Source organism: Paenarthrobacter sp. NPDC058040 (genome assembly GCF_042885775.1).
GTDB lineage: Bacteria > Actinomycetota > Actinomycetes > Actinomycetales > Micrococcaceae > Arthrobacter.
The window spans coordinates 208,796-235,107 of the sequence record NZ_JBHVRN010000001.1 but is presented as its reverse complement, the minus strand read 5'-3'; the positions used below and the strand labels follow the sequence as shown (position 1 = coordinate 235,107).

At 64.5% G+C, this 26,312-nt stretch carries 24 protein-coding genes and 1 tRNA gene; 9 read left to right on the top strand and 16 right to left on the bottom strand.

The window, feature by feature from the left end:
• Positions 1-12: 12 nt before the first annotated feature.
• The 3 genes from ACFVSJ_RS01060 to mca all read right to left on the bottom strand — a co-directional run bounded on the left by ACFVSJ_RS01060 (position 13) and on the right by mca (position 3,433).
• Entirely contained in the window at positions 13-2,172 is a 2,160-nt protein-coding gene (locus ACFVSJ_RS01060; protein WP_387433339.1) for a thioredoxin domain-containing protein, read from the bottom strand.
• Positions 2,150-2,431, bottom strand: a complete 282-nt coding sequence (locus ACFVSJ_RS01055) for a hypothetical protein (RefSeq protein WP_387433337.1) — start codon at positions 2,429-2,431, stop codon at positions 2,150-2,152. The genes ACFVSJ_RS01060 and ACFVSJ_RS01055 overlap by 23 nt, the downstream gene beginning before the upstream one ends.
• Before the next feature lie 99 nt (positions 2,432-2,530).
• Entirely contained in the window at positions 2,531-3,433 is a 903-nt protein-coding gene (mca, locus tag ACFVSJ_RS01050) for a mycothiol conjugate amidase Mca (protein WP_387433334.1), read from the bottom strand.
• Between the two features lie 77 nt (positions 3,434-3,510).
• Here mca and ACFVSJ_RS01045 point away from each other — a divergent pair, with 77 nt between their 5' ends.
• Together ACFVSJ_RS01045 and greA are read left to right on the top strand one after the other, a co-directional pair.
• Positions 3,511-3,969, top strand: a complete 459-nt coding sequence (locus ACFVSJ_RS01045; protein WP_387433333.1) for a DUF4307 domain-containing protein — start codon at positions 3,511-3,513, stop codon at positions 3,967-3,969.
• A gap of 151 nt (positions 3,970-4,120) precedes the next feature.
• A complete protein-coding gene (gene greA, locus ACFVSJ_RS01040; protein WP_387433331.1) occupies positions 4,121-4,615 on the top strand; it encodes a transcription elongation factor GreA in 495 nt (164 codons plus the stop codon).
• A gap of 127 nt (positions 4,616-4,742) precedes the next feature.
• On the opposite strand, the gene ACFVSJ_RS01035 is transcribed toward greA, so the two are convergent.
• From ACFVSJ_RS01035 to ACFVSJ_RS01020, 4 genes are read right to left on the bottom strand one after another with little or no spacing between them, the layout of a single operon-like run.
• A complete protein-coding gene (locus ACFVSJ_RS01035; protein ID WP_387433328.1) occupies positions 4,743-5,381 on the bottom strand; it encodes a rhomboid family intramembrane serine protease in 639 nt (212 codons plus the stop codon).
• A gap of 12 nt (positions 5,382-5,393) precedes the next feature.
• Positions 5,394-6,632 carry a threonine ammonia-lyase gene (gene ilvA / locus ACFVSJ_RS01030; RefSeq protein ID WP_387433326.1) on the bottom strand — a complete coding sequence of 413 codons (1,239 nt, stop codon included), beginning with the start codon at positions 6,630-6,632 and terminating at the stop codon, positions 5,394-5,396.
• A gap of 3 nt (positions 6,633-6,635) precedes the next feature.
• Entirely contained in the window at positions 6,636-7,916 is a 1,281-nt protein-coding gene (locus ACFVSJ_RS01025) for an AI-2E family transporter (protein ID WP_387433324.1), read from the bottom strand.
• Positions 7,917-7,972: 56 nt separating this feature from the next.
• Complete coding sequence (locus tag ACFVSJ_RS01020) at positions 7,973-8,923, bottom strand: aldose 1-epimerase family protein (protein ID WP_387433322.1); 951 nt, start codon at positions 8,921-8,923, stop codon at positions 7,973-7,975.
• 99 nt (positions 8,924-9,022) lie between these two features.
• Here ACFVSJ_RS01020 and galT point away from each other — a divergent pair, with 99 nt between their 5' ends.
• From galT to ACFVSJ_RS01005, 3 genes are read left to right on the top strand one after another with little or no spacing between them, the layout of a single operon-like run.
• On the top strand, positions 9,023-10,165 hold the full coding sequence (gene galT, locus ACFVSJ_RS01015) for a galactose-1-phosphate uridylyltransferase (RefSeq protein ID WP_387433320.1): 1,143 nt from the start codon (positions 9,023-9,025) through the stop codon (positions 10,163-10,165).
• Complete coding sequence (gene galK, locus ACFVSJ_RS01010) at positions 10,162-11,322, top strand: galactokinase (RefSeq protein WP_387433318.1); 1,161 nt, start codon at positions 10,162-10,164, stop codon at positions 11,320-11,322. The genes galT and galK overlap by 4 nt, the downstream gene beginning before the upstream one ends.
• A 52-nt stretch (positions 11,323-11,374) precedes the next feature.
• Positions 11,375-12,613 (top strand): acetyl-CoA C-acetyltransferase, encoded by a 1,239-nt coding sequence (locus ACFVSJ_RS01005; protein ID WP_387433315.1) that lies wholly within the window; start codon positions 11,375-11,377, stop codon positions 12,611-12,613.
• Between the two features lie 55 nt (positions 12,614-12,668).
• Here ACFVSJ_RS01005 and ACFVSJ_RS01000 read toward each other — a convergent pair whose 3' ends face one another.
• The gene (locus ACFVSJ_RS01000) at positions 12,669-13,592 is read right to left on the bottom strand and encodes a Bax inhibitor-1/YccA family protein (protein WP_387433312.1); all 924 of its coding nucleotides are present in this window, start codon (positions 13,590-13,592) and stop codon (positions 12,669-12,671) included.
• Positions 13,593-13,874: 282 nt separating this feature from the next.
• On the opposite strand from ACFVSJ_RS01000, the gene ACFVSJ_RS00995 reads away from it, so the two are divergent.
• The 4 genes from ACFVSJ_RS00995 to ACFVSJ_RS00980 are packed head-to-tail and all read left to right on the top strand — an operon-like array spanning position 13,875 to position 18,009.
• The gene (locus ACFVSJ_RS00995; protein ID WP_387433309.1) at positions 13,875-15,272 is read left to right on the top strand and encodes a branched-chain amino acid ABC transporter permease; all 1,398 of its coding nucleotides are present in this window, start codon (positions 13,875-13,877) and stop codon (positions 15,270-15,272) included.
• Positions 15,273-15,281: 9 nt separating this feature from the next.
• Positions 15,282-16,250 (top strand): branched-chain amino acid ABC transporter permease, encoded by a 969-nt coding sequence (locus ACFVSJ_RS00990; protein WP_387433307.1) that lies wholly within the window; start codon positions 15,282-15,284, stop codon positions 16,248-16,250.
• Complete coding sequence (locus tag ACFVSJ_RS00985) at positions 16,247-17,242, top strand: ABC transporter ATP-binding protein (RefSeq protein ID WP_387433305.1); 996 nt, start codon at positions 16,247-16,249, stop codon at positions 17,240-17,242. Before ACFVSJ_RS00990 ends, ACFVSJ_RS00985 begins: the two co-directional genes overlap by 4 nt.
• Positions 17,239-18,009 (top strand): ABC transporter ATP-binding protein, encoded by a 771-nt coding sequence (locus ACFVSJ_RS00980; RefSeq protein ID WP_387433303.1) that lies wholly within the window; start codon positions 17,239-17,241, stop codon positions 18,007-18,009. Before ACFVSJ_RS00985 ends, ACFVSJ_RS00980 begins: the two co-directional genes overlap by 4 nt.
• A 206-nt stretch (positions 18,010-18,215) precedes the next feature.
• On the opposite strand, the gene ACFVSJ_RS00975 is transcribed toward ACFVSJ_RS00980, so the two are convergent.
• The 8 genes from ACFVSJ_RS00975 to ACFVSJ_RS00940 all read right to left on the bottom strand — a co-directional run bounded on the left by ACFVSJ_RS00975 (position 18,216) and on the right by ACFVSJ_RS00940 (position 26,176).
• Positions 18,216-19,577, bottom strand: a complete 1,362-nt coding sequence (locus tag ACFVSJ_RS00975; RefSeq protein ID WP_387433301.1) for an ABC transporter substrate-binding protein — start codon at positions 19,575-19,577, stop codon at positions 18,216-18,218.
• Between the two features lie 222 nt (positions 19,578-19,799).
• Positions 19,800-19,873: transfer RNA gene (locus ACFVSJ_RS00970), tRNA-Leu, on the bottom strand.
• 21 nt (positions 19,874-19,894) lie between these two features.
• Entirely contained in the window at positions 19,895-20,815 is a 921-nt protein-coding gene (locus ACFVSJ_RS00965; RefSeq protein ID WP_387433299.1) for an N-acetyltransferase, read from the bottom strand.
• Between the two features lie 82 nt (positions 20,816-20,897).
• Entirely contained in the window at positions 20,898-22,352 is a 1,455-nt protein-coding gene (locus tag ACFVSJ_RS00960; RefSeq protein WP_387433297.1) for an NAD(P)/FAD-dependent oxidoreductase, read from the bottom strand.
• A gap of 38 nt (positions 22,353-22,390) precedes the next feature.
• On the bottom strand, positions 22,391-23,770 hold the full coding sequence (locus tag ACFVSJ_RS00955; RefSeq protein ID WP_387433294.1) for a S8 family serine peptidase: 1,380 nt from the start codon (positions 23,768-23,770) through the stop codon (positions 22,391-22,393).
• The gene (locus tag ACFVSJ_RS00950; protein WP_387433293.1) at positions 23,767-24,723 is read right to left on the bottom strand and encodes an exopolyphosphatase; all 957 of its coding nucleotides are present in this window, start codon (positions 24,721-24,723) and stop codon (positions 23,767-23,769) included. Before ACFVSJ_RS00950 ends, ACFVSJ_RS00955 begins: the two co-directional genes overlap by 4 nt.
• On the bottom strand, positions 24,720-25,409 hold the full coding sequence (locus ACFVSJ_RS00945) for a DUF501 domain-containing protein (RefSeq protein ID WP_387433291.1): 690 nt from the start codon (positions 25,407-25,409) through the stop codon (positions 24,720-24,722). The genes ACFVSJ_RS00950 and ACFVSJ_RS00945 overlap by 4 nt, the downstream gene beginning before the upstream one ends.
• A 68-nt stretch (positions 25,410-25,477) precedes the next feature.
• Complete coding sequence (locus ACFVSJ_RS00940) at positions 25,478-26,176, bottom strand: septum formation initiator family protein (protein WP_387433289.1); 699 nt, start codon at positions 26,174-26,176, stop codon at positions 25,478-25,480.
• Positions 26,177-26,312 lie beyond the last annotated feature (136 nt).

Genomic DNA, 26,312 nt, shown 5'->3' with positions numbered 1-26,312 from the left:
GGAACCCCCGGCTCACCCGCCGGACACCATCGCGGCGAGCCGGGTTCCAACATCGGCCACCGTCCCCACCGGCCGCTCGCACACCATGCCGCGGCATAAATACACCTGCGGCGAGCCATCCGCCGCGCCTTGGCGGTGCAACAACAACGGAACCTCGACGGCGGCAGCCGGGGACCCGCCGTCGTCCTCGGTTTGCAGGGCGACCACCAGGCCCGGGCTGGCCGAGGCCAGCAGCGCGTGGTGCAGTTCCCGCCGCAGCGGCGAGTCAGGACCGGCGACGGCGGCTTCCACGGGCCCGGCGAGTGCTGCTTGCGCTGTAGCAAGGAGCCAACCGGCCACCCGGGGAGCGCGACTGGCTATCGGCGGAAGCAAGCCAAGGATGTTCCCTGCCATGAGCCGGTGATCATGCGACCCCGAGTAGGCCGAGTAGGTCAACAGCACGCCGGCGAAGGCAGCGGCGCCGCTGGGTGTGGCGTTGTCGAACGGATCCAGCCCGGCATGCTGCCCTTGGGCGTTGAAGACCTGCGCTGATTCACCCGCAGAATCCGCCAGCTGGCCGTTCTCCACAAACCGTTCGCTTGCGCTCAGGACGAGGTTTTCGGCCAGGAAGTACCAGTGTTTCCGTCCCGTCACGGCATAAAGGGCAAAGAATCCCTCGGCGCAGAACGCGTAATCCTCAAGCAGTCCGCCGATCCCCCGCGCTGCTGAGGCATGCGAGACCCTGGTCAGTAATCGCTCACTCGAGTCCCAGTGGACGCGTTCCAGGTACGCGGCGATGTCTTCGGCCGCGTCCAAAAAGTCCGGCCGTTCCAGGACGGCTCCGGCTTCCGCCAGCGCGGCCACCGCCAATCCGTTCCATCCGGCAACCACTTTGTTGTCCCTCGCCGGCTGGTTGCGCTGGTTCCTGGCAGCGAGCAGTGCCGGGCTGACCCGCTCCCACAGCCTGGATTCGGGGCCGGTCAGCAGCCTCCCGGGGTGCAGCGGCGAGCCAAGCGCCGAAACCGTGCCCTCGGCTCCCACGCTCATGATCCGGCCAACGGCCTCGGCGTCACCGGGGCCGAGGACGTCCCCCAGCGAGTCCGGAGTCCACAGGTAGGCGGCGCCCTCGTGATGGACGCCGTCCACCACGGTGTCGGCGTCGAGCGAGGACGCGAGGGCGCCTCCGTCAACAGCCAGCGCGGACACCATCCAGTCGGCACAGGCAGAGGCAACGGCGGCGGCTTCCTCCGTGGGGAACACGGGATTGCCGTCCAGCCGGACCCAGTGCGTGTAGGCACGCAGCAGTTGGGCATTGTCGTAGAGCATTTTCTCGAAGTGGGGCACAGACCAGTCCGCCGTCACCGAATAGCGCGCGAAACCGCCGTCGAGCTGGTCGCGCAAAGCGGACCGCGCCATTCCCGCGAGCGTCCGGCCAGCCATGTCCCGCGCAGCTTCGGCGGTCCCCGATGGTGCCGCCGCGTGCCGGAACAGAAACTCGAGGACGGCCGACGGCGGGAACTTGGGGGCGGTGCCGAAGCCACCGGCGGCGGTGTCCTCCGACCGGGCCAAGAGGCCGACAGCCTGGGACAGCAGCTCCGCATCGAGGACCTCCGGGGGCCCATCAAGCCGGACGGCCGCGGACATCTGGGCGTTTGCCATGTTCGAGGCAAGCCCCCGGGCGTTTTGCTCCACGGCATCGCGCCGCTCCACCCAGGCTTCATGGACGGCTTCCAGGACATTGCGGAAGGAAGGCCTGCCCGGCAAGGGCGTTGGCGGGAAGTAGGTACCGGCATGGAAGGCCAGACCGTCGGGAGTCAGGAAGACGGACATCGGCCAGCCGCCCTCGCCGCTGATGGCCTGCGTGGCGGCCATGTACACCGAGTCGACGTCCGGGCGCTCCTCGCGGTCCACTTTGACCGGCACAAAGTTCGCGTTCAGGTAGTCGGCAGTTTCCTCGTCCTCGAAGGACTCGTGCGCCATGACGTGGCACCAGTGGCAGGCCGCGTAGCCGATGGACAGGAACACCGGAACGTCGCGGGCTGCCGCCAGGCCAAACGCCTCATCCCCGAAGGGCCGCCAAAACACCGGGTTGCCCGCGTGCTGGCGCAAGTAGGCAGAGGGCTCCGAACCCAGGGCGTTCGATGCCCCGGGCCAATGGTTGTTGCTGGGGTCAGCGGGTCCCGGCAGCGGCATCGCCGTCCTCATCGCTCGGAGCGTCTGCCGATCCGGATTCGGCAGCCAAGCGTGCTTCCTCCACCTGCGCACGGTAGCGGACGCGCCGGATGCGGCGAACCATGTCCACGATGAGGAAGGTGGTCAGGATGACGATGAAGGCCGTCAGGACGAAGCCCCAAGTACCCGGCGTCACCTGGTCCTCGGACAGGCCCGGACGCAGTGTGCCGGTCGGGTCGGGCGACGGGCTGACGGTCAGGGCGAGGATCAAGTGGTGCACGTTCAAACCTTCTATGGGAGCTGATGCATGCCGGTCCAGCAGGCTGGACGTTGGTTGGTCCCGGGCGACTTCTACGAACGATAGAAACCCGGGCCCTCCCTATCTTATCCCCGCGAAGAGGTCCTTTTCCGGCAGTTCGGACGTGACCTTGGACTGGACCAGGGTGTAGTCCTCCCAAGGCCATGCCGTACGCTGCAGGTCCGGGCTCACAGCAAAGAAGAAACCAACGGGATCAATTTGGGTCCTGTGGGCCCTGAGGGCGTCATCCCGGGCTTCGAAGAAGTCGCCGCAATCAATCTGCGTTGTTGTCTGGTGCGCGGGCACGGGGGGCGTGTGGCCTTCGGCGTCCGCTTCGAGCCAAGCTGCAAGTCGCTCAGCGTATGGCGACTGCAATCCGGCCTCTTCCAAGGCGAAATGCAGGGCCCGGAAGCGTTCGGGGCTAAAGGCGCGGTCGTAGTAGAGCTTGCTTGGTGCCCACGGTTCGCCGGTCCCGGGATACCTCGACGGGTCTCCGGCTGCCTCGAACGCCTCCACGGCCACTTTGTGGGCCATGATGTGGTCCGGGTGCGGATAACCGCCGTTCTCGTCGTAACTGATGATCACGTGCGGCTTGAAGTCGCGCACCAGGCGTACCAATGGCGTGGTGGCACGTTCCAGGGGCTGCACTGCGAAGCAGCCGGCGGGCAAGGCCGGCAGCGGGTCACCTTCAGGAAGGCCGGAGTCCACGAACCCCAGCCACCGTTGCTGGATTCCAAGGACGGCCGCGGCGTTGGCCATCTCCAACCTGCGGGCACCTGCCATGTCCCGCTTGGGGTGCGGGGCGTCTTCCATGGCCGGGTTTTGGATGTCTCCGCGCGATCCGTCAGTGCACGTGGCCACCATGACTTCAACCCCGGCAGCGGCATACATTGCCATGGTTGCCGCACCCTTGCTGGACTCGTCATCCGGATGGGCATGGACGGCGAGCAGCCGCAGCTGCTCTGTAGTGCTGGACGCAGTCACGGGACGGCTCCTCTTTCATGGATGGTGCAAATTAGGGACTGTGCAGGTGGTGCCGGGATCCGCACTAAACTGGATGGGTGACTTCAGAGGACCCATCGGCCACCGCCCTTCCGGCAGACAACAGCCTAGCCAATCGGTACGGCGGCCAAAAGCGCGGCCTGACGCGGAAGTCGAAGCGCAACATCATCATCGGCGCCCTGGTTGTCGGGATTGGCTTCGCGGCCTTTGTGGCAACCGGCTCGGCCACCGCGCCGGTGACTTTCAAGGATGTCGGCTACAGCACCGTGGATGGCACCCAGGCAGAGGTCGATTACCAGGTCACAAAGTCCCCCGCAGCCACGGCGAAGTGCGCCATCAAGGCCATGGATTCCAAGTTCGCGGTAGTGGGATGGAAGGTGGTCGAGATTGGACCGAACGCTCCTGAACAAAACGCCGACGGCGGCAGGACCACCGCCCAGCGCACCGTCCTGGTCACCGAGTCACCGGCGGTGTCCGGGGTGGTCGACAACTGCTGGATCACGGACAGCGGAAAATAACAATCATGTGACCCACGGCTCAAGCAGTTTGGGTTCATCCAGAGGATTTACTACAATGGATGAAACCTTCACCCCGTTAAGTTGGTTACTGAGTTTCACGAGTGGCCACCTCGGCGGGGTCTTTGCTTTGTCAGATCAAAAGGAGAAATCCGTGTCTACCACCAATAGCGCCACTGCAGCTTGGCTCACCCAGGAAGCTTTCGACCGCTTGAAGGCTGAGCTGGACCACCTTTCCGGCGCCGGCCGGGCGGATATCGTCCAGAAGATCGAAGCCGCCCGCCAGGAAGGCGACCTCAAGGAGAACGGCGGCTACCACGCAGCCAAGGAAGAGCAGGGCAAGATCGAGGCCCGCATCCGCCAGCTCACCGTGCTCCTCCGGGATGCCCAGGTTGGCGAGGCTCCGGCCGACGACGGAATCGTCGAGCCCGGCATGCTGGTTGTTGCCAAGATCGCCGGTGACGAAGAGAAGTTCCTCCTCGGTTCCCGCGAAATCGCCGGTGACTCGGACATCGACGTCTTCTCCGAGAAGTCCCCGCTCGGCGCTGCAATCATCGGCCACAAGGAGGGCGACAAGCTCAGCTACACCGCCCCCAACGGCAAGGAAATCTCCGTGGAGATCGTTTCCGCCAAGCCCTACGCAGGCTAATCGGCTTTCACACGCTAAAACGCCGGCCCTTCCGTTCACGGATGGGCCGGCGTTTTGTGTACCCGGCTTCCCCAACTGGGTCGCATTAGTGCGCGTTCTGAGAGCTCAAAACGCGCACAATTGCGACCTAGTTGGGTGAGCCTGGGATCGTGGAGTTGTTCGTTGGGTTCTTTGGCCGCAGGAGGATCGCGGCGATGATGCCGCCCAGGGCGCCTCCGAGGTGCGCTTGCCAGGAAACGTACCCCATCACCGTGGGCAGCACACCAAACAGGATGCTGCCATAGGCCATGAAGAGCACCACGGACAGCAGGATCTGCCACCAGCTGCGGTTGAAGAAACCCCGGACCAGCAGGAAGGCGAAGAAGCCAAAAACCAGTCCGGACGCCCCAACGGTGACCCCTCCCCCACCGATCAGCCAAACTGTCAGGCCCGATCCCAGCCAGCTGAACGCCAGCGCGGTGATGAACACCCGCAGCCCGGCAAGGAACACCAGGAAGCCGAAGATCAACAGCGGCAGCGTGTTTGAAAGCAAGTGGTTGAGGTTGGCATGGAGCAGCGGAAACGTCAGGATATCCAGGACTCCGTCAAGGGAGCGCGGCCGCAGCCCGAACGTGCGGTTGAGCCCGTGCAGCATGAGTGTGTTCAGGAACTCGATGACGTACAACAGGACCACGAAGCCGCCCATGAAGAGCAGCCCGCCTTTGGCCCTCCCCGCCAGCGAATCGCGGGCGTCCGCCTTCGACCCGTCCGGGGTTTCGAGCACCATGCCAAGCCTCCGTCAGTGAACCACGATCGGCTGGAACCCCTCGGCACGAAGTGCGCCCAGGACTTGCTCCCCGTGTTCGTGGCCCTTGGTTTCCAGGTTGATGGTGATGGAGACATCGCCCATGCTGATGGAACCGCCCAGCCGGGTGTGGTCCAGACCGGTGACGTTGGCGTCGTTCTCCGCGATGATGCGGGCGATAGTGGCGAGGGAGCCGGGACGGTCGTCCAGCATCATCCGCACGGTCATGAACCGCCCGGCGGCGGAGAGGCCGCGCTGGATGACTTTGAGCATAAGCATGGGATCGATGTTGCCGCCGGAAAGCACGACGGCGGTGTTCCCCGGGTTTTCGATCTTGCCGTCCATCAGTGCGGCTACTCCCACGGCGCCGGCCGGTTCAACCACCATCTTGGCCCGTTCCAACAGGAAGATCAGTGCCCGCGCAAGCGAGTCTTCGCTGACTGTCACGACGTCGTCCACCAGTTCCCGGATGATGCTGAACGGAAGCTGGCCCGGCCGCCCCACCGCGATGCCGTCTGCCATGGTGGAGACCTTCTTCAGGGGCACCAGGGCGTCTGCGGCCAACGACGGCGGGTAGGCGGCAGCGTTTTCGGCCTGCACGCCGATGACGCGGATTTCGCGGCCCAGCTCCTTCGCCCTGGCCTTGATGGCCACAGCCACTCCGGCGAGCAACCCACCGCCGCCGACGCCCATGAGGATGGTGTCCACGTGCGGGATCTGGTCCAGGATTTCCAGGCCAATGGTTCCCTGTCCGGCCACCACGTCCACATTGTCGAAGGGATGAACGAAGACTGCGCCGGTCTCGTTGGCGTACCGCTGCGCCTCGGCCAGGGCTTCGTCAACGTTGTGGCCGTGCAGTACTACTTCGGCACCGTGGCTCCGGGTGGCGGCGAGCTTGGGCAGGGCCACGCCGAGCGGCATGTAGATCCGGGCGTTGATGCCCAGGCTCTTCGCCGCGACGGCCACGCCTTGTGCGTGGTTGCCGGCCGAGGCCGCCACGACGCCGCGCTTCTTTTCGTCGTCGGAGAGCCGGGCCATGCGGACATAGGCGCCGCGGACCTTGAAGGAGCCGGCGCGCTGCAGGTTCTCGCATTTGAAGAAGACGTTGCCGCCCACGAGGGTACCGAGCGCACGGGACGACTCCACCGGAGTCTTGGTAATAATGCCCTCGAGCAGCTCCTGCGCCTTGAGGACATCGTCCAGCGTGACGGGCAGGGTTTCGAGGGTATTCACTGGCTATTCTCCTTTGTTGGTGTCGGTTTCAGTCCGCTCCGCGGGGGCGCTTCCTGAGACCTTGGCCTTGTTTTCGGCACTGGTGGCACCGCGCGATTGGTGCGCCGGAAAAGCGACGTCCTTGAAATTGGAGTCGCCGTCAGGTCCCGGTGATCCTTCGGCGGTGGCGGCCTCAGCCGCGCCCAGTCCTCCATCATGTTCCCACGTCCGCCCGGCAATGTAGCGAACGGCCGTGTTTACTACGGCGAGCAGCGGCACGGCAAAGAGGGCTCCAGGGATGCCCGCGAGGTAGGAACCGGCTGCCACCGTGAGGATCACTGCCACCGGGTGCAGGGCAACGGCCTTGCCCATGACCAGCGGCTGGAGGATGTGGCTCTCCAGTTGCTGCACCAGCAGCACGATCGCCAGCATGATCAGAGCGTTGACCGGACCGTTCGCCACCAGGGCAAGCAGGACGGCGATTGCGCCGGTCACCAAGGCACCCACCACGGGGATGAATGAGCCAATGAACACCAGGACGGCAAGGGGCAGTGCCAGCGGGACCTGGATAATGGCGGCTCCGACTCCGATGCCAACGGCGTCAACGAACGCGACGAACATCTGGATCCGCACGTAGTTGACCATGGAGGTCCAGCCTCGGCGACCAGCGCCATCAGTGGCACGACGCGCCTTCTTGGGGAGGAGCCGGACAAGGAACGCCCAGATCCGGTTGCCCTCCAGCAGGAAGAAGATCAGGATGAACAGGGCCAGCACCAAGCCCGCGGCAAAGTGCCCAGCCGTGCTGCCGAACGACAGCGCGCCGCTCAGGATGCTGCTGCTGTTGTTTTGCAGGGCATTGACCGCGTCCGAGATGTACTTGTCGATTTGGTCGGCCGTCAGGTGCAGGGGTCCGTCGGCCAACCAGGTTTGGATCTGCTGGATCCCGGTGAGCGCCTCCTGCCACAACTCCCCGAACCCGGACGCCAACTGGCGTCCAACCAAGGCCAACGCTCCGGCGATCACTCCGATGAAACCCAGTACCGTAATGGCCACGGCCAGACCGTTGGGCACCTTCCGGTTACGCAGCCAGGCAACCACCGGGTAGAGCAGGCCGGCGAGCAGCGCGGCCACCATCAACGGAATGATGAGGAAGCTGACTTTGCCGAGCAGCCAGACAAGGATGCCGATCATCACGAGGATCAGGCCTGCCCGCCAGGACCAGGCAGCCGCAATTCGCACACCGTACGGTATGTCCTCGGCAATTTGGCGGTCAGTGCGGGTTTTGGCGTCCGGTGTTGGCGTCATGGACCCATACTTCCGCAGGCCGGGCCGTATGGGAAACCCGGCCTGCGGCAAGCAGCTTAGAGCGAAGCGGTAATGCCCCACGTCATGGTGAAGGATTCACCGGGCGCCAACCAGCGCAGGCCGTCGCCGCTGTTGAAGGCATTGGCCGGACCCGTCATGGGTTCCAGCGCAACGGCCTTGCTGCGGCCGGGGAAAGTGTCCGTGACGAAGACGTGGACGTACTGGCAATTTTGATCCTGCACCAGGCTCACGCTGCGCCCGTCCGCCGCGCTCAGCGTGTGGCGCGCCATGCCGCCGTCGTACGCCAAATCGGTGAAGGCGACGTCAATGTCCAAGCTGGCCACGGCACGGCCTTCCGACAGGTCGAACCCGCCGTCCACGGAGGTGGCGCTGCGCGGGATCAGGCGTTCGTCTGCGACCAGCCGGCTGCCGGCTTTGACGGTCAATGTCAGGTCTTCCGGAGCCACGTCACCAAGACGCAGGTACGGATGGGCCCCGAGGACGAAAGGTGCCAGGGCTTGGGAATCGTTCACCAGGGTTTGCTCCACCCGCAGGTCCTGGTTGGCATCGATTTCGTAGCGGACCCGGTGCCGGACCAGGAAGGGGTAGCCGTGCTGGGGGAAGACGGTGGCTTCAAGGGTCACGGAGAACTCGGACTCATCCACCAGCGCGTACCCCGTGTTCCGGAGCAAGCCGTGGCTGGCGTTGTTGCGGGATACCTCCGTGATATCGAGCTGCTGCTTCTTGCCGTCCAAGTGCCAGACTCCGTCTTCCACGCGGTTTGCCCACGGCGCCAAGGTGATCCCAGTGGCGCCGGGAGGGATGTCGGCGTCGCCATAGCTTTCGGTCAATTGGACGCCGGCGCGGGAGTACAGGCGAAGCCCGGCGGCCAACTCGGTGACGACTGCGAGCGCATCGTCGCGGCGCAGCTCGAACTGGCGGCCCGTGGCAAAGCGGCGGGCTTCGGACTGGGAACCTTGGTGGGGAGTCGGGGAAGAGTCAGGCATGGGAATACCGTACTGCACCTTCGTGCTGGCCCCGATTCCGCCAATGTTAATTTTTGTTAGAAACTATGCGTTTTTGATTGCTTGTGGAATGATGAATCCATGAGTCGCATCACCAGCACCCGCCTCGCCGACAGCCGTGAGCTGATCTACTTTGACGACCCCGGCACACCCCCACGGACACCGGAGTCCTTGGTGGACCACCGTGAGCTCCCGGCCCGTGGCGAGCCCGGCGAAGTGCGGTACGACGCGTTGTCAGGCGAGTGGGTGGCCGTTGCGGCGCATCGGCAGAGCCGTACGCACCTCCCCCCGGCGGAGCAGTGCCCCATCTGTCCCACCACGGCTGCAAACCCCTCGGAGATCCCTGCGCCGGACTACGACGTTGTGGTTTTCGAGAACCGCTTTCCCTCCCTTGGTCCGGCCGTGGGCGACATCCCACAGGCACCCCATGCGGGTGGTCATGGAATCAAGGGGGCCGCGTTCGGCCGCTGCGAGGTAGTGGCCTTCACTCCGCAACACACAGGATCCTTTGCCGAACTCGGCGAGACCAGGGCCCGCACGGTCATCGAGGCCTGGTCCCAGCGCACCGAAGCCTTGAGCGCACTGCCGGGAATCAAGCAGGTTTTCCCCTTCGAGAACCGCGGCGCTGACATCGGAGTAACGCTCCACCACCCGCACGGCCAGATCTACGCCTACCCGTACATCACCCCGCGGGCGGCCAGCCTGGGCGCTGTGGCCCGGAAATATTACGACGACGTCGACGCGAAGGATACGCTCGCGGCGTCGTTGCTCAGGGCCGAACGGGAAGACGGAAGCCGCATGGTCCTGGAGGCACGGCATTTCAGCGCATACGTTCCCTTCGCCGCCCGCTGGCCGCTGGAGATCCATCTGGTCCCCCACCGCCAGGTTCCCGACCTGGCAGCCTTGACCAGCGACGAACGGGACGAACTGGCCCACGTGTATCTGGACCTGCTCAAGCGCCTGGACGCCCTCTATCCCACGCCCATGCCGTACATTTCAGCGTGGCATCAAGCGCCTTTGGACCCATCACTGCGGCCTGCCGGCCAGTTGCATCTCCAACTCACCTCGCCCCGGCGGGCTGCGGATAAGCTGAAATACCTGGCCGGCTCGGAAGCTGCCATGGGTGCATTCATTAACGACACCACCCCGGAGGCCGTGGCCGAACGCTTGCGCAGCGTCGCCAACGCCCCCTCCGCCAAGACGCTGGAAGGCTCCCCCGCATGACCACCACCACGGATACCAGCGCCCTCACCGAGCGCTTCCAGGAAACCTTCGGGACAGCCCCCGACGGCGTGTGGCAGGCGCCGGGGCGGGTGAACCTCATCGGGGAGCACACCGATTACAACGAAGGCTTCGTCCTGCCTTTTGCGATCGACAAGACAGCCAAGGTGGCGCTGAGGCTGCGCTCCGATTCAACCGTCCGGCTTCTGTCCACTTTCGGCGGCCACGGGCTCGTGGAGAGCTCGCTGGACGGACTTGAACCCGGATCCGGCCAAGGCTGGTCCCGGTATCCGCTGGGCGTAGCGTGGGCCCTGCGGGAACGCGGAGTACCGGTTCCCGGATTCGACCTGCTGCTGGATTCCGACGTTCCGCTGGGCGCCGGGTTGTCCTCCTCGCACGCGATCGAGTGTGCCGTCATTACAGCCCTGAACGAACTCACCGGCGCCGGCCTGACAGCCGAAGAACTCGTGCTGGAAACGCAGCGCGCCGAGAACGTCTTTGTGGGCGCACCCACGGGGATCATGGACCAGTCTGCTTCCCTCCGGGGAGCCAAGGGGCACGCGGTGTTCCTCGACTGCCGGGACCAGCACGTGGACCTCGTACCGTTCGACGCGGAAGCCTCCGGGTTGGTGCTGCTGGTGATCGACACGAAGGTCTCGCACTCCCACGCCGACGGCGGGTATGCCTCCCGCCGGGCATCCTGCGAGCTGGGAGCCGAGGTCCTGGGCGTGACCGCACTCCGCGATGTTGGCATTGAGGACTTGGAAGAAGCCTCCGGCGTCCTTGATGAAATTACGCTGCGCCGGGTCCGCCACGTGGTGACGGAAAACGACCGCGTGCTGCAAACGGTGGAACTTCTCGGCAGCGAAGGGCCGGCCAGTGTCGGGTCGCTGCTGGATGCGAGCCATGCGTCCATGCGGGACGACTTCGAGATCTCCTGCCCCGAACTGGACCTGGCCGTGGACACGTCCAGGGCCAACGGCGCCATCGGTGCCCGCATGACCGGCGGCGGTTTCGGCGGCTCTGCCATCGCCCTGACTCCGGTGGGCCAGGAGCAAGAGGTGCGTGACGCCGTCGTACGCGCTTTTGCCCGGGCCGGCTTCACGGAGCCGGACATCTTCACCGTCACCCCCGCAGCGGGAGCCCTTCGCCTGACGTGAACGGCTTCCCCTGGCCCGTCTTGCGTCCGGATAGCGGGCGTAAGCTGGGGCCATGACTGAGGCCGTCATTGTTTCCACTGCCAGAAGCCCCATCGGCCGGGCTTTCAAAGGCTCCCTCAAGGACGAACGCCCCGACGATCTTGCCACAGCCATGGTGCAGGCCGCCTTGGCGAAACTCCCCGGCTTTGATGCGGCCGCCGTAGCCGGGCAGGGCCTGGACGACATCCTCCTTGGCTGCGCCGAACCCAGCGGCGAGGCGGGCTCCAACATGGCCAGGGTGGTGGCCGTCCTTGCCGGGTTGGACACCGTTCCCGCATCAACCATTAACCGGTTCTGCGCTTCGAGCCTGCAGACCTTGCGCATGGCCTTCCACGCCATCAAAGCAGGAGAGGCCCACGCAATCGTCGCCGCCGGCGTCGAGAGCGTCTCCCGGTACCGGGACTGGGCAGGCGCCGGCGAAACGGATGCCGCCAACCACAACCCGCTCTTCGAAGCTGCAGCACAACGAACTGCTGCCCGGGCAGCGTCAAACATACCGTGGACCGACCCGCGGCTTGGCGGGCGGCTTCCTGACATCTACATCGCCATGGGACAGACCGCGGAAAACGTGGCCACAACATACGGCATCACCCGCGCCGAGCAGGACGAATGGGGCGTGCTGAGCCAGAATCGGGCCGAGGCTGCCATTGCTTCGGGCTTCTACGCCCGCGAAATCACGCCCTACAAGCGCAAGGACGGCTCAATCATCGATCGGGATGACTCGCCAAGGGCCGGCGTCACCCTGGAGGCGGTGTCCGCACTGCAGCCCGTTTTCCGGGCCGAAGGAACAGTCACCGCGGGAAACGCCTGCCCGCTCAACGACGGCGCGGCGGCACTGGTAGTGATGAGCGACGTCCGCGCTCGGCAGCTCGGACTCGAACCTCTGGCCCGGGTGGTCTCCACCGGCGTCAGTGCACTCTCGCCTGAGCTCATGGGCATGGGACCGGTTGAATCCACCCGCCGGGCCCTCTCGCTGGCCGGGCTGTCTATGGGGGACATCGACCTCGTGGAGCTCAACGAAGCATTTGCGGTCCAGGTGATTGCGAGCGCGAGGGAGCTCGGCATTGATCCGGAGAAACTGAATGTCCACGGAGGTGCTATTGCGCTGGGGCACCCGTTTGGCATGACCGGAGCACGGATGACCACAACCCTGCTCAATGGGCTCAAGGAACGCGACGGCTCGCTGGGTTTGGCCACCTTGTGTGTGGGTGGGGGCCAGGGAATGGCCGTCGTTTTCGAAAGGCTTCTCTGACCCGTTAAACGGAAAATGCCCCCGAAATTTCGGGGGCATTTTCCATGTGGCTCGACTAATCGTCGCCGCGCAATATTGCGAGGAGGCGGATGATTTCAACGTAGAGCCAAACCAGGGTAACCGTCAGGCCGAACGCGGCAACCCAGGAATAGCGTTCCGGAGCGCCGGCGCGGACGCCTTCCTCGATGCTGGTGAAGTCCATGATCAAGGAGAAAGCCGCGAGGCCGATCGCCAGGATGCCGATGAAGACGCCCAGCGGAATGCCGGCGATGGTGATGCTGGTACGCAGGCCGAAGGGCTCCTGGACCGCTCCGGTCCACATCATTACCAGGTTGATCAGCGCGAACACTGCGTAGCCGATGGTGGCAATCATGAAGAAGCGGATCATCTTCGGAGTGGCACGGACCTTGCCGCTCTTGAAGAGCAGGAGCGTGACACCGAAGACCGCCAGGGTACCGATGACGGCCTGGAGGCCGACGCCCGGGAACATGCCGTCGAGAATGCGGGTCAAGCCACCGAGGAACAGACCCTCAAGTCCTGCGTAAGCAAGGATCAGCGCAGGCGACGGCTGCTTCTTGAAGGTGTTCACGAGGGCAAGGACGAAGCCGCCCAGCGCACCCACGATCATGAGCGTGGTGGCCAGCGTCGGGGCCACAAAGAGGGTGACGCCTGCGCCGAGGACCAGGACGACGAGGCACATGACAGTCTTCATGATGACGTCGTCGTAAGTCATGCGTCCGGTATCGGCCGGACCGGCGGCAGGCTGGTTGTACATCTGCTGCAGTTGTTCGTTGGTCATGCCCTGCTGCTGGGCAGACCATGCAGCCTGGCCATCCATGACCTGGCTGGGGGCACGTCCGGGTACCTGGTTAAACTGCTGGCCGTAGGGATTGCCGTACGGATTCTGCGGTACAGACGGTGCCTGTTTGGCTCCACGGAAATTCTTTCCGTTGAAGATCGGGTTTCCGCCAAGTGCCATCGCGGGTGTCCTCCTGAAAAAGGGCTGAGTGATAATTCACGGTACCAATTACCACGCATGCGCGGCAGGGAAAGTTCCCTTGTTCATCCAGCCGAAACCCAACCGTGACACGGGACTGGAACAGTGAAGCGCAGTTGCCTGCAGCGCCACAGTTGTTACCTGATCGCGACCTTTGGACCCCTTTGCCGGGCATTTTTTATCCGCACTGAGCGGTAACATAGCCACAGCATGGGTGACTTGGGTCACATTTTCGGGATGCAGGCAGGAAATGTACCAAGACCCGTGTCCGTTCGCACCGGTTGCAATGGCGCAGCCGGGACCACCCCCACTGTGGAGGTTTCCATTTTGAGAAGCACACTGCGCGACCCGTCCATCAGACGGTCCAAGGGACTACGGAGAGCATTGGGGGCGTTCTTCGCGGCCCTCCTGGCCGCTCTGTTGATCGCCGCTCCCGCGGCGGAGGCAACCACCCCCTCGCCTTCGCCATCAGCCACCAATTTCCAGAACAGCATCAGCGGGTTCCTCCGCGACGACGCCCGGGCGCCCATAGCCGGCGTCAAGATCAAAGCCTCTGGCAATGGATTCGAAGGCGAGGCAACTTCCGGGTCCAACGGTGCGTGGAGCATCGGCGTACCGGTCCAAGGCACCTACAAAGTTGAACTCGATACCTCCACCCTGCCGGACGGTATCAAACTGGCCGACGGCCAGGAAAATCCCCGCAACGTCACGTTCAGCCAAACATCCAACCTGTCCGTGATCTTCGCCTTCGGCAAAGGCATCGTGGTCCAGCAGCAGGACTTCGGCCAAAACCTCCTCAACCGCCTGGTTGCGGGCCTCAGCTTCGGCCTCCTGCTGGCACTTGCCTCCGTTGGTCTGTCCCTCATTTTCGGAACGACGGGCCTGACCAACTTCGCCCACGGTGAGATGGTGACCCTCGGCGCCGTCCTGGTTTTCCTCTTCAACGGGTTCGGGTTCCCCTTCTGGCTCGCGATCCTGCTGGCACTGGTTGGTGGCGGCCTCTTCGGGTACGCCCAGGATGCCGGGCTCTGGCGTCCGCTGCGTCGGCGCGGCACGGGCCTGGTTCCCATGATGATCGTCAGCATCGGCCTGGCCCTGGCAATCCGCTATGTGATCCAGTTCTACTTCGGTGGAGCCACCCAGCAGTTGCCGGGCGCACAGAGCGCCGAGATCCAGATCGGGCCCATCTCCATCTCGCCGAACAACCTCTGGTCGCTGATCATCAGTGCCGTGGTCATCGCGCTGATCGGCATCGTCCTGCTGAAGACGCGCCTCGGTAAAGCAACCAGGGCCGTGGCAGACAACCCGGCCCTGGCCGCAGCCTCGGGCATCGACGTCGACTCCGTGATCCGCATTGTCTGGATCGTCGGTGGCCTCCTCGCCTCACTCGGCGGCATCTTGTGGGCCTATTACCGTCCTGGCGTCACGTTCGACATGGGCTCCCAGATCCTGCTCCTCATCTTCGCCGGCGTCACGCTCGGCGGGCTGGGGACGGTCTTCGGTGCCTTGATCGGCTCCATCGTCGTCGGCATTTTCGTGGAGCTGACCACGGTGTTCGGCCTTCCCGCCGATCTCAAGTACGTCGGCGCCTTGTTCATCATGATCGTTGTCCTTCTGTTCCGACCGCAGGGTATCCTCGGCCGGCGTGAGCGTGTGGGTTAGGAGCGGGCCATGGACTTCGGATTCATTCTTTCCAGCGCCCTTGGCGAACTTTTCAGTCCGACGACGGCGGCCTACGCACTTGCCGCTTTGGGCCTCGCGGTCCACTTCGGCTACTCGGGCCTGCTGAACTTCGGCCAGGCCGGTTTCATGGCCGTTGGCGCCTACGGTTTCGCCATCTCGACGCTCCAGTTCAAGGCGCCGTTCTTCGTCGGCCTGTTGATCGCCGTCCTGTGTTCGGTCATCTTCGCCTTCATACTGGGTATTCCCACCCTTCGCCTGCGGGCCGACTACCTGGCCATCGTCACCATCGCAGCGGCGGAAATCGTGCGCTACGTGGTCACTACCAACCAACTGACCAGCGTCACGGGTTCTGCCAACGGCCTTGCTGCCTTCGAAGGGGGCTTCTACTCCATGAACCCCTTCCCCGAGGGATCGTACATGGGCATGAACAACAGGGACTTCTTCATCCGCGTGGTCGGCTGGGGACTGGTCATCGTCTGCTGTGTCCTTGTCTGGTTGCTCATGCGCAGCCCCTGGGGCCGCGTCCTGAAGGGTATCCGCGAAGACGAAAACGCCGTGCGATCGCTCGGCAAGAACGTCTACTCCTACAAGATGCAGGCGCTCATCATCGGTGGCGTCCTCGGCGCCCTCGCAGGCATGATCTTCACGCTCCCTCGCGGCGCAGTCCAGCCGTCCAACTACGGAACCGAACTGACGTTCTTCCTGTGGACCTGCCTGCTCCTAGGCGGCATGGCCACCGTTTTGGGACCGGTCATCGGGGCCATGATCTTCTGGGTGGTGCTGTCCCTGACACAGAGCCTGCTGTACGGGCTCATCGAATCCGGAGCCGTCACGTGGCTCACCACCGTCCAGGCAGGCCAGTTGCGCTACATCCTGGTTGGCGTGGCCCTGATGCTCCTGATGATCTTCCGCCCGCAAGGCGTCTTCGGCAATAAGAAGGAGCTTGCATTCGCATGAGTGAAAGCAACGGTCGGCAGACCGACAACATTGATTACATGACGGACACGCGACCCATTGCCGTCGGGGAAAACACCCCCGGCTGCAAGAAGCGCGATCCCATCGTGGTGGCAGAAAACGTCACCCGCACGTTCGGCGGCATCAACGCAGTGGACGTTGAGTACCTCGAAATTCCCCGCCACAAGATCACCGCCCTGATCGGTCCCAACGGTGCCGGGAAAACCACGCTGTTCAACCTGCTCACCGGATTCGACACCCCGAACTCCGGCAAATGGCAGTTCGAGGGGAACAGCCTCGCCGGGGTTTCCTCCTACAAAGTGGCCCGCATGGGCATGGTCCGGACCTTCCAGCTGACCAAGGTCATGGGCAAGCTCACCGTTATGGAAAACATGCGCCTCGGGGCCTCGGAACAGCCCGGCGAACGCCTGTCCAAGGCCCTCTTCAAGGGCATCTGGGGCGGCCGTGAGAAGGAAATCACCGCCCAAGCCAACGTCTTGCTGGAGAAGTTCAAGCTCGACGCCAAGAAGGACGACTACGCCGCCTCCCTGTCCGGTGGCCAGCGGAAGCTCCTCGAGATGGCGCGCTCCCTCATGGTGCGGCCCAAGCTGGTGATGCTGGATGAGCCGATGGCAGGCGTCAACCCGGCCCTGACCCAGTCGCTCCTGGACCACATCAAGAACCTCAAGGCCGAAGGCATGACTGTGCTCTTCGTTGAGCACGACATGAACATGGTGCGCCACATTGCGGACTGGGTGGTGGTCATGGCCGAAGGAAAGGTCGTGGCCGAGGGCCCTCCGGGCGAAGTGATGAAGAACCCCGCCGTGATCGACGCCTACCTGGGCGCCCACCACGACGTGGACCTGGGCGACGCCCAAGGCATTAAGGAACTCGAAGCCGAGCTCGTCAACGACGAAGAATCGGTGGTGGGCACCGAAGACGCCGGAATGCTCTCCACCGACGTGACCGAAACCAAGCAGGAGGACGAGAAATGAGCGCAACCAGCGCAATGCCCGCCCCCGCAGGCAATCCCACGGAAGACGCCGTCGTCAAAGTCACCGACCTCGTGGCCGGTTACCTGCCGGGCGTCAACATCCTCAACGGATGCAGCATCGAGGCCCGCAAGGGTGAGCTGATCGGCATCATCGGCCCCAACGGGGCGGGCAAGTCCACGCTCTTGAAGGCCATGTTCGGCCTGGTGAAGGTCCACTCGGGCACCGTAGTCGTGCGCGGCCAGGACCTCACGGGGCTCAAGGCCAACAAGCTGGTCACCCAGGGCGTGGGGTTTGTCCCCCAGACCAACAATGTGTTCGCCACGCTGACCATCGAGGAAAACCTCCAGATGGGGCTGTTCCAGCGGCCCAAGGTGTTCGCCGAGCGCTTCGACTTCGTCACCAGTCTGTTCCCTGAACTGGGCAAGCGGCGGGCGCAGCGGGCGGGTTCCCTGTCCGGTGGCGAGCGACAAATGGTGGCGATGGGCCGGGCACTCATGATGGATCCGGCGGTACTGCTCCTCGATGAGCCGTCTGCCGGCCTCTCCCCCGTCAAGCAGGATGAAACATTCCTCCGTGTCCACGAAATCAACCGGGCCGGCGTCTCGGTGATCATGGTTGAGCAGAACGCCCGGCGCTGCCTGCAGATCTGCGACCGCGGATACGTGCTGGACCAAGGGCGCGACGCGTACACCGGAACCGGACGCGAACTCATGAAGGACCCCAAGGTCATCCAGCTCTACCTCGGCACGCTGGCGGACGAGGTCTAGGAAGTCCAGAAGGCCACCAAGGCAGCGTGGGCCCCGGTTCGGGTGACTGAACCGGGGCCCACTGCGTTGTGGGGCCCGCTCTGCGCCCTCTGAGCGTCCCAAAGCACGCAAAGCAGGCCCCGCAACGCACACTTCACAACGCACAAAGGAACAGGTCCCCTTCCGGGTGGAAGGGGACCTGTTCTGTTTGGTGTGCCAGGAGCGGCTTACAGCTTGCCGAACTCCTCGCGAACCGGCTTGTAGGTGTTGTTGTCCTGGTACTCGTAGATACCGATGTACGCCTCGGTGGGGTCACCTGCGTCGGAGAACGTTACGGGGCCGGACTGGCCGTCGTAGTCGATGTCCTTGCCCTGGCGGAGGAGCGTCACGCAAGCCGCGTAGCTGGTGCACTTCTCGCCACCTTCGGAGACTTCCTTGAGCTTGGCTGCGATATCGGTGCCCTTGGTGCTCTTGGCGGCCTCAGCAGCCAGCGAGATCAGGTTCACGGCGTCGTAGGACTCGCCTGCGTAGCTGTAATCCTTCAGGGCCGGATCAATGGCCAGGAGCTTCTGCTTGAAGGCGTCCTTGGCGAACGTACCGGGAATGGTTCCCTGTGCGCCCTTCAGGGTGCCGGGCTGGAAGTCCTTGCTGTAGTCGGAGGTGTTGCCGTCAACCATGAACAGCTGCGTGGGCTTGATGCCCTTGCCGGTGATCAACGGGACGATGCTCTTTGCCTGGTCGAACGTGATCAGTGCGATGGCGTCCGGCTTGGCGGCAAGAACCTTGTCCACCTGGCTGCTGAACTGCGAGTCACCCTCGTTGAACAGTTCCTCGGCAACAACCTTGCCGCCGGCTGCTTCGAAGGCTTCCTTCACGTTCTTCTGCAGGCCGGTACCGTAAGCGTCGTTAAGGACGATCATGCCAACGGTCTGGGCGCCACAAGTAGCCATGTAGTTGCCGAGCACCTTGCCCTGGAGGACATCCGAGGGTGCAGTGCGCCAGTACAGGCCCTTGTCGTCCCACGTGGTGAAGTCAGGCGAGGTGTTCGCAGGCGAGAACTGGATGACGCCGGCACCGGTGATCTGGTTGATGACCGTCTTGGATACACCGGAGGAAGCCGCGCCAATGATGGCGCTGACACCCTGCCCGAGCAAGGCGGTGGTGGACTGCGTAGCGATATCGGTCTTGGTGTCGCCGGAGTCACGGTGGATCACGGAAACGGGAGCACCCAGGACACCACCGGCGTCGTTGACTTCCTTGATGCCAAGGTTGACGCCGGCAATTTCAGGTGGGCCGAGGAACGCCAGCGACCCCGTTGTCGGCAGGAGCGAACCAATCTTGAGCGGCGTAGACGTAGTAGTGGTCGAAGGAGGTACAGGTCCAGTGTTGGTGGCAGCCGCGCTGTTGCCGGCCCCCGCACCTGCACTGGGAGCCGGGCACGAAATGCCTGCCGCGGCTGCTGAACTGGAGCCGGAGCCGGTCTGGCTCGGCGTGGAAGACCCGCCACAGGCCGTGGCGAGAAGAGCGACCCCAATGCCAAGCGCGGTTAGCTTGGCGGCACGGGGCGCCGCTTGGGAAAGATCAAACATTCGTAATCTCCTCGATCGAAAGGTGCGAACTGCCTTTGATGCGATTGCTCAGGTATTCCTGATTACTGCTCAAACTAGTGCAATTGATCCGGGAAGATAAGTGATTCAGGTCACATCCCTATAACACTCGTTGCCTGTGGGGAATCTACGAACCGACTGGGAAAATTCTCTGAGAAAGGTGCGAAAAAAGGAAGGGGAGACTTCGCCTCCCCTTCCTTGCAGTGCCCCAGGTGGGACTCGAACCCACAACACGCAGATTTTAAGTCTGATGCCTCTGCCAATTGGGCTACTGGGGCGCCCGGACCATGGTATCCCAGCTAGAGACGATCGAATGGCGCCGCATAGCGGAAGGTTCCGCTGACGCCGTCGGGCCATCCCGGCAACCTGAGCACCTGGAAGTGGTCGGCCCATGCCGCCTCAGGTGGCCGCACGCCGACAGACGTGGCCGGCTGGTACCCAAAGCGCGGGTAGTACGCGGGGCTGCCCAGGAGCGCGATTCCCGGGATAGCTGCCGCCGTGGCCCGCGCAGCCGTCTCGCGCATCAGGGCGGAGCCAATCCCCCGGCGTTGCAGGGTTGGCACGACGCCGATGGGGCCCAGGCCCACAAGTTCCAGATCACCCACCCAACCGCGGGTACTGATCACGTGGCCCACAATATCGCCACCGATTTCGGCCACGATGCTCAATTCCGGAATGTACTCGTCGCAATCCAAAAGCTCACGAAGCAAAGCTACTTCGATGGGCGTTCCTTGGACGGGTTCGCCGGTCACCGGTGAGACGGAGAATGCCTGGGCTGTCAGGGCCAGAATTGCCGGCCGGTCCTCCGGCTGTTCGGTCCGCAGCACGATTCCGCGGCCCAACAATTGCAATACCCCCATGGCACGGTCCGCGTCTCCAACGGGCACCAGCAAATGGTCGTGATGGAAGCCGGCCAGGACGTTGCAGCTGATCCCCGCATGCGTCAGCGCGGCGCTGACTGCGGCTGTCAGACCCACTGCTTCCAAAGCCGAATGGATTTGCAGGGTAATCCATGCCGCCACGAAGTCGTAGGCGAGCCCAAGCCTGTCCGCTTCATCACGCCGCAAGACGACGGTCAGGCCTTCAGCCTCGCGGACCGCGGCCTCCACGCCGCCTTCCAACGGCTTGCCGTGCGGCCAGAGCGCGTAAACGTAGTCGCCGTCGCGCACGATTGGATGCATGGACTCCAGGAGTGTTTCCAGGTCGGTTTCGCCAGCCATGGGAACAGTCTAGGGGCGGCTTGGCCGTTAAACGTCGACGGCGGCCACTCCCCTCAGGGGAGCAGCCGCCGTCGAGCGTGAACTACTTGGCGTTAGCCGTTACCGGGGTCTTCTCCTCGGCGGGCTTCTCCGCAGCCGGAGCCGGGGCCGGGGCGGCAGCCGGCTTGGGAGCCGGGGTTGCCGCTGCCACGAAGGCACCGCGCGGGTTGTCGAGGTCGATCAGCTGCGTGGTGTCGCGGCCGGCGAAGAAGGACAGGATCCAGCCGAAGATCACGCGGAACTTGCGCTCAACCGTGGGCATGGCCATGCCGTGGTAGCCACGGTGTGCCAGCCAGGCGAGGCCGCCCTTGAGGCCGATGCGGCCCAGGAGGTTGATGTTGGCAACGCCCTTCCACTCGCCGAAGCCGGCAACAGCACCAAGGTTCTTGTGCTTGTAGTCGTGCAGCGGCTTGTCCCAGCGGGAAGCCCACAGGTTCTTGGCGAGCTTCTTCGCCTGGCGGAGTGCGTGCTGGGCGTTCGGCACACACGTGCCATCGGGCAGGCCCTTGCCGGTGAGGTCCGGGACAGCGGCGATGTCGCCGGCTGCCCAGGCGTTCTCGATGATGCCTTCGTCACCGGCAATACGCAGGTCCGGGAGGACGCGGACGCGGCCGCGCGGTTCCAACGGGAAGTCGGTGGAGCGGATCATCGGGTTGGCCTGCACGCCGGCAGCCCAAACCAGGGTGTCTGCTTCGACTTCACCAGCGGAGGTCTTGTCCGGCAGGTTGATGAGCTTGAGGTTGCCCTCGGCGCTGTCCAGGGAGGTGTTGAGCAGGACCTCGATGCCGCGGCTGCGAAGGTGCTCCACGACCCACTCGGCCTGGGGTGCGGTGACCTCGGGCATGATGCGGCCCATGGCCTCAACCAGGATGAAGCGGACTTCCTCCTGGCGGATGCGCGGGTTGTTGCGCACAGCGGCGCGGGCGAGGTCTTCCATTTCCGTCAGGCACTCGATGCCGGCAAAACCGCCACCGACAACCACGAAGGTGAGGGCCTTGGCGCGCTCTGCGGGATCGGTCATGGTGGACGCGGCTTCGATGCGCTCCAGGACCTTGTTGCGCAATGCAACGGCTTCCTCGATGGTCTTCAGGCCGATGCCCTTGTCCGCGAGGCCCTTGATGGGGAACGTACGGGTGATGGCGCCAGCGGCGATCACGACGTCGAAGTACGGGATCTCGAACGGCTCGCCACCGTCGGAGGGTGCCACGACCGCAGTGCGGTTTGCGTGGTCGATGCTGGTGACGCGGCCCTGGATGAGCTCAGTCTGCTTCAGGTGCTGACGGTGGGAGACGACGGCGTGGCGTGCCTCGATGTTGCCACCAGCCACCTCGGGGAGGAACGGCTGGTAAGTCATGTAGGGCAGTGGATCCACGACGGTGACGATGCCACCTGCGTTCGCGATCTTCTTCTGCAGTTTGAGTGCTACGTACAGGCCGACGTAGCCGCCGCCGACGACGAGAACCCGCGGACGGTCAATGAGCTCTGGGGTGGTTGCCATGAATCCAGAGTACAGCACTTTGTGAAAATCTTCACTAGCTACTTCTTGGCGGGCGGATCCACCACTTCCACGGCCCCTGTTTCGGCCTCTTCCGGCACGGCAGGCGGGTTCTTGTAGGCACGGCGCAGTTGCAGTGCGGCGCCCGTAACTATGGCGGCGAAGAGCCCGCCGAAACCAAGCACGACGGCGGCCGGCAGGGCATCGTCGACGCCGGCCGGTGTCTTCGCCGAGGGAACGGTGGGATCAGCCAGCGTAGGAGGCGCGCTGGTGGGACTCGCCACCGGGGCCTGCGACGGCGTGCTGAAGTCGCCGCGGCGGTGCACACGGATCCAGTCCGCGATGGAACCCAGCGGGTTGACGCTGGTGGTGGGCACGTCGCCCTTCAACGCAGCTTCGGCATCGAGGATTCCGTAGCCATAGATCGGGTCCTTGCCCGGGGCACCGGCATCCTTGGCCGTGCTGACGATCCTGTTGATCACCTGCTTGGCACTCATTTCCGGCCACTTGGAACGGATCAGCGCGGCCACGCCGGACACGATCGGAGCAGCACCCGAGGTTCCTGCCCACTCTGCATACCCGCCACCGGGCACGCCTCCCACGAGGTCTTCGGCAGGGGCGGCCACGCCAATGCTGATGCCCTGGGATGAGGAGTCAACGCTGGCTTTTCCGTCGCCGTCCAGGCCCGCAACGGTGAGGACGCCGGGAATGGTGGCCGGGGCACCCACCTGCACGTTTCCGCCAACACGGTTGCCCGCCGCCGCAACGATCACCACGTCCTTCTGCTCTGCGTAAAGGAACGCAGCGTCCCAGCTTTGCGGCCAATCCGGAGAGGTACTGCCCAAGGAAATATTGATGACCTTTGCACCGTTATCCACTGCCCAGCGGACGGCCACCGGAATTTGTTCCTGGTCCGTCTTGCCGCCGGGATTGGGTGAGCCGAGCCAGGTGGAGACGGACAGGATTTCGGATTCCGGGGCAACGCCCACCATCCCGTCAGGTCCCCCTGCCGGCGGAACGGTGGGCGTGGCCGTCGGCGAGGCAGAGGGTGAGGCAGTGGGCGTGGAATGGCCGCGCCCGGCCAGCATGGTGGCCACCAGGGTTCCGTGCTCCGGTTTTGCTCCAATGCTCTTCTGGCCGTTGGCGGCTCCGGCACCGGATGCGTCGGCACCGCCTGTCACCACGCCTTTCAGGTCCGGGTGGTTGCCGTCGATGCCGCTGTCAATCACAGCCACCTTGACCCCGGCGCCCTTGGAGACCTGCCAGGCATTGGTGATGCCTGAGTCCTTGAGCCACTGTTCCTTGTCACGCCAGGAATCAGCCATGGCGGAAGGAGCGGTGACCAATCCTCCGGCCAAGGCTCCTCCGGCCAGGAAGGCAGCCAGCGAGGCCGAGAGGAGGCGCCTGTGCCGCATGGTCATGCAACTCCCCGGATACTGAGGGCAATGCCATCCAGGATGTCGTGCTCACTGGATGTTGCGCCCTCGATGCGGCCACCGCTGGCCTGGCCAAGGCGCCACAGGATGCGGCGCCATACCAAGGCACCGGCGCCGATCACGTCCACCCGTCCGGGATGCATGTAGGGCAGTGCTGCCCGCTCGGAGCGGCTCATTTCCAGCAGGTTGGTGGCGGCATCGCCGATGGTCTCAAGGTCCAGGTATGCGCCGTGGATCTTGTTGGGCTGGTATTCGCTCAGGCCAAGGGCGTGCGCTGTGATGGTGGTGATGGAACCCGCGACGCCCACCACGGCTGTGGCGCGGTCAAGCGGGACTGTCTGCGCGGCGAGGTCGATGGCGGCGTCGACGTCGGCCTCCGCAGCGGCGATCTGGGCAGCCGTCGGCGGGTCGCTCTTAAGGTGGCGTTCAGTCAGCCGGACGCAGCCGATGTCCACCGAACGCGCGGCGATGACTCCACGCGAGTCACCCAGGACGAACTCCGTACTGCCGCCGCCGAGGTCCACCACCAGGACGGAGTCGTTCCCCCTGACCGGCAGGACGCTGCTTGCCCCGGCAAAGGACAGCGAAGCTTCCTCATCACCGGAGATGACCTCGGGTGCAACCCCCAACAGGTCCTGGATCCCGTCCACGAACACTTGCCGGTTGCGGGCATCCCGGGTGGCGGACGTGGCAACGAAGCGAACCCGCCCGGCCCCGTGTTCACGGATGAGTTCCGCATAGTCCTTTGCCGCCGCAAAAGTGCGTTCCAGGGCCTCCGGCGCGAGCTCGCCGGTAGCGTCCACGCCCTGGCCCAGGCGCACCACGCGCATTTCCCGAACGACGTCGGTCAACGGGCTCTGTGCCCCATCAGCCGAAACGTCGGCAATCAGGAGGCGGATGGAATTGGTTCCGCAGTCAATGGCGGCAACGCGGCTCATGTACGCTCTTCCGTCGATTCCGTGGTGGGCAGTGAGGTTTTCGATTTGCGGACAGGAGCGGGACGCCCCACGATGTCCGGCAGGCCCTGGGGGCCATGGCGGCTGAGGTCCTTCGACGGGGCTTGGCCCGCCGTGTCCCACGCTCCGTCGCAATAGCAGCGGTCCTTGGTCCACCATTCGGCGACCGCTTCAAGGGCCTCGTCCCCCAAAGGATTGACGCCGGGTCCGGCCGCAAGGGAGTGCCCAACAAGCACGTGCAGGCACTTAACACGGGTGGGCATGCCGCCCGCGGAGACGCCGGCGATTTCGGGAACGGCACCCGATCCGGAGCGCTCGGCGATCTCGTTGCGCGCTTGCAGGTACGCATCGTGGGCGCCGTGGTAGGCGGTGGCCAAGTCCTGGTCGTCCACCAGGCGATCGTTCATCCGGTTCATCAGCCCACCGGCCTCCAGCCGGGAGACAGCCGAGGTGATCACCGGATGGGTCAGGTAGAACGTGGTGGGAAACGGCGTCCCGTTGCTGAGCCGGGGTGCCGTGGCCGCGACCAACGGATTGCCGCACACGCAACGGGCGGGAATCTCGACGACGTCCCTCACCGGACGGCCAAGCTGACGGCTCAGGACATCGAGGTCGTGTGCTGATGGCTGGCGGGATTCCTGCGGCATTGCAGCCGTGTTCTCTTCCACTTGCGCTGCCAACCTTCCTGCCCTTTTGGTCGCCTCCCGCAAGGGCACGACGGCGGCGGGCACCGCGTCTAGTCTGTTGCCGATCGTCTGATGGACTCCCAAAGTGCATCCACCCAAGGCAGGTTTGCCGGGTTCGCAGATGATCCGGAGCCGGTGCGGCCCCCAGGGGTTCCGGCGGCTTCATCCCCGCCAAATACCCAGTAACCCGTTTCACCCGGCATAACCATGTTAATGCGGTCGCGGGCCTGCTGCTTCACATAGTTGGGGTCCTGCCACCGGGAGAGCTGCTTGTTGAGGTCAGCCTGCTCGGCTTCCTTGCTCGCGATTTCGGCCTCCAGCGCCGAGATTTCGGAGCGCTTCTCCAGGAAGATCTTCACCGTTGGGGCCAGCATGATAGTGATGGCAATCATCACCACGGCCAGCGCCAGCACGCGGCCGGAGAATGCTTTGGCCGGTACCGGATCACTCGCCTGGGTCTCGGTGGTGACCCGTGGACGGACCGGAGTCCTTGGGGCACCGGGCCTGCGCGTTCCGCCAGCCTTGCCATGGGCATCAGCCCGCGGACCGGGCTTGGCTTCCGCGCTGCCCGTTACCGCTTTTCCGCGGGCACCGCCGAACTCCGCCTCGATGAGGTCGCCACCTGCAGAGCCTTGGCGGGCGGACTCCGGAGCCGGAGAGCCCTTCCGCGGGGATTGGCCGGGAGCGGCCGGGCCTGACGACCTGCCAAGGGCGTCAGCCCGGGGAACCTTTGGACGACGGGTGGCCATGACACTCCTGTAATGCCCGGTGCTTGCCTGGCGGTTGCTGCGCTTGCCCTGCGCCTGACGTACGTGGCTTTTGTCCTGCCGTGCCCGCGGTTCGGCAGGCAAGCATTAAACAGAACCGGTGGCTATGGTCTTTCCA

Excerpts from the sequence above, each read along its gene's own strand:
- ACFVSJ_RS01060 (WP_387433339.1), bottom strand. The coding sequence starts at position 2,172 with ATGCCGCTGCCGGGACCCGCTGACCCCAGCAACAACCATTGGCCCGGG.
- ACFVSJ_RS01035 (WP_387433328.1), bottom strand. The coding sequence starts at position 5,381 with ATGGTGCTCGAAACCCCGGACGGGTCGAAGGCGGACGCCCGCGATTCG.
- ACFVSJ_RS01025 (WP_387433324.1), bottom strand. The coding sequence starts at position 7,916 with ATGACGCCAACACCGGACGCCAAAACCCGCACTGACCGCCAAATTGCC.
- ACFVSJ_RS01020 (WP_387433322.1), bottom strand. The coding sequence starts at position 8,923 with ATGCCTGACTCTTCCCCGACTCCCCACCAAGGTTCCCAGTCCGAAGCC.
- galT (WP_387433320.1), top strand. The coding sequence starts at position 9,023 with ATGAGTCGCATCACCAGCACCCGCCTCGCCGACAGCCGTGAGCTGATC.
- galK (WP_387433318.1), top strand. The coding sequence starts at position 10,162 with ATGACCACCACCACGGATACCAGCGCCCTCACCGAGCGCTTCCAGGAA.
- ACFVSJ_RS01005 (WP_387433315.1), top strand. The coding sequence starts at position 11,375 with ATGACTGAGGCCGTCATTGTTTCCACTGCCAGAAGCCCCATCGGCCGG.
- ACFVSJ_RS01000 (WP_387433312.1), bottom strand. The coding sequence starts at position 13,592 with ATGGCACTTGGCGGAAACCCGATCTTCAACGGAAAGAATTTCCGTGGA.
- ACFVSJ_RS00990 (WP_387433307.1), top strand. The coding sequence starts at position 15,282 with ATGGACTTCGGATTCATTCTTTCCAGCGCCCTTGGCGAACTTTTCAGT.
- ACFVSJ_RS00985 (WP_387433305.1), top strand. The coding sequence starts at position 16,247 with ATGAGTGAAAGCAACGGTCGGCAGACCGACAACATTGATTACATGACG.
- ACFVSJ_RS00980 (WP_387433303.1), top strand. The coding sequence starts at position 17,239 with ATGAGCGCAACCAGCGCAATGCCCGCCCCCGCAGGCAATCCCACGGAA.
- ACFVSJ_RS00975 (WP_387433301.1), bottom strand. The coding sequence starts at position 19,577 with ATGTTTGATCTTTCCCAAGCGGCGCCCCGTGCCGCCAAGCTAACCGCG.
- ACFVSJ_RS00965 (WP_387433299.1), bottom strand. The coding sequence starts at position 20,815 with ATGGCTGGCGAAACCGACCTGGAAACACTCCTGGAGTCCATGCATCCA.
- ACFVSJ_RS00960 (WP_387433297.1), bottom strand. The coding sequence starts at position 22,352 with ATGGCAACCACCCCAGAGCTCATTGACCGTCCGCGGGTTCTCGTCGTC.
- ACFVSJ_RS00955 (WP_387433294.1), bottom strand. The coding sequence starts at position 23,770 with ATGACCATGCGGCACAGGCGCCTCCTCTCGGCCTCGCTGGCTGCCTTC.
- ACFVSJ_RS00950 (WP_387433293.1), bottom strand. The coding sequence starts at position 24,723 with ATGAGCCGCGTTGCCGCCATTGACTGCGGAACCAATTCCATCCGCCTC.
- ACFVSJ_RS00940 (WP_387433289.1), bottom strand. The coding sequence starts at position 26,176 with ATGGCCACCCGTCGTCCAAAGGTTCCCCGGGCTGACGCCCTTGGCAGG.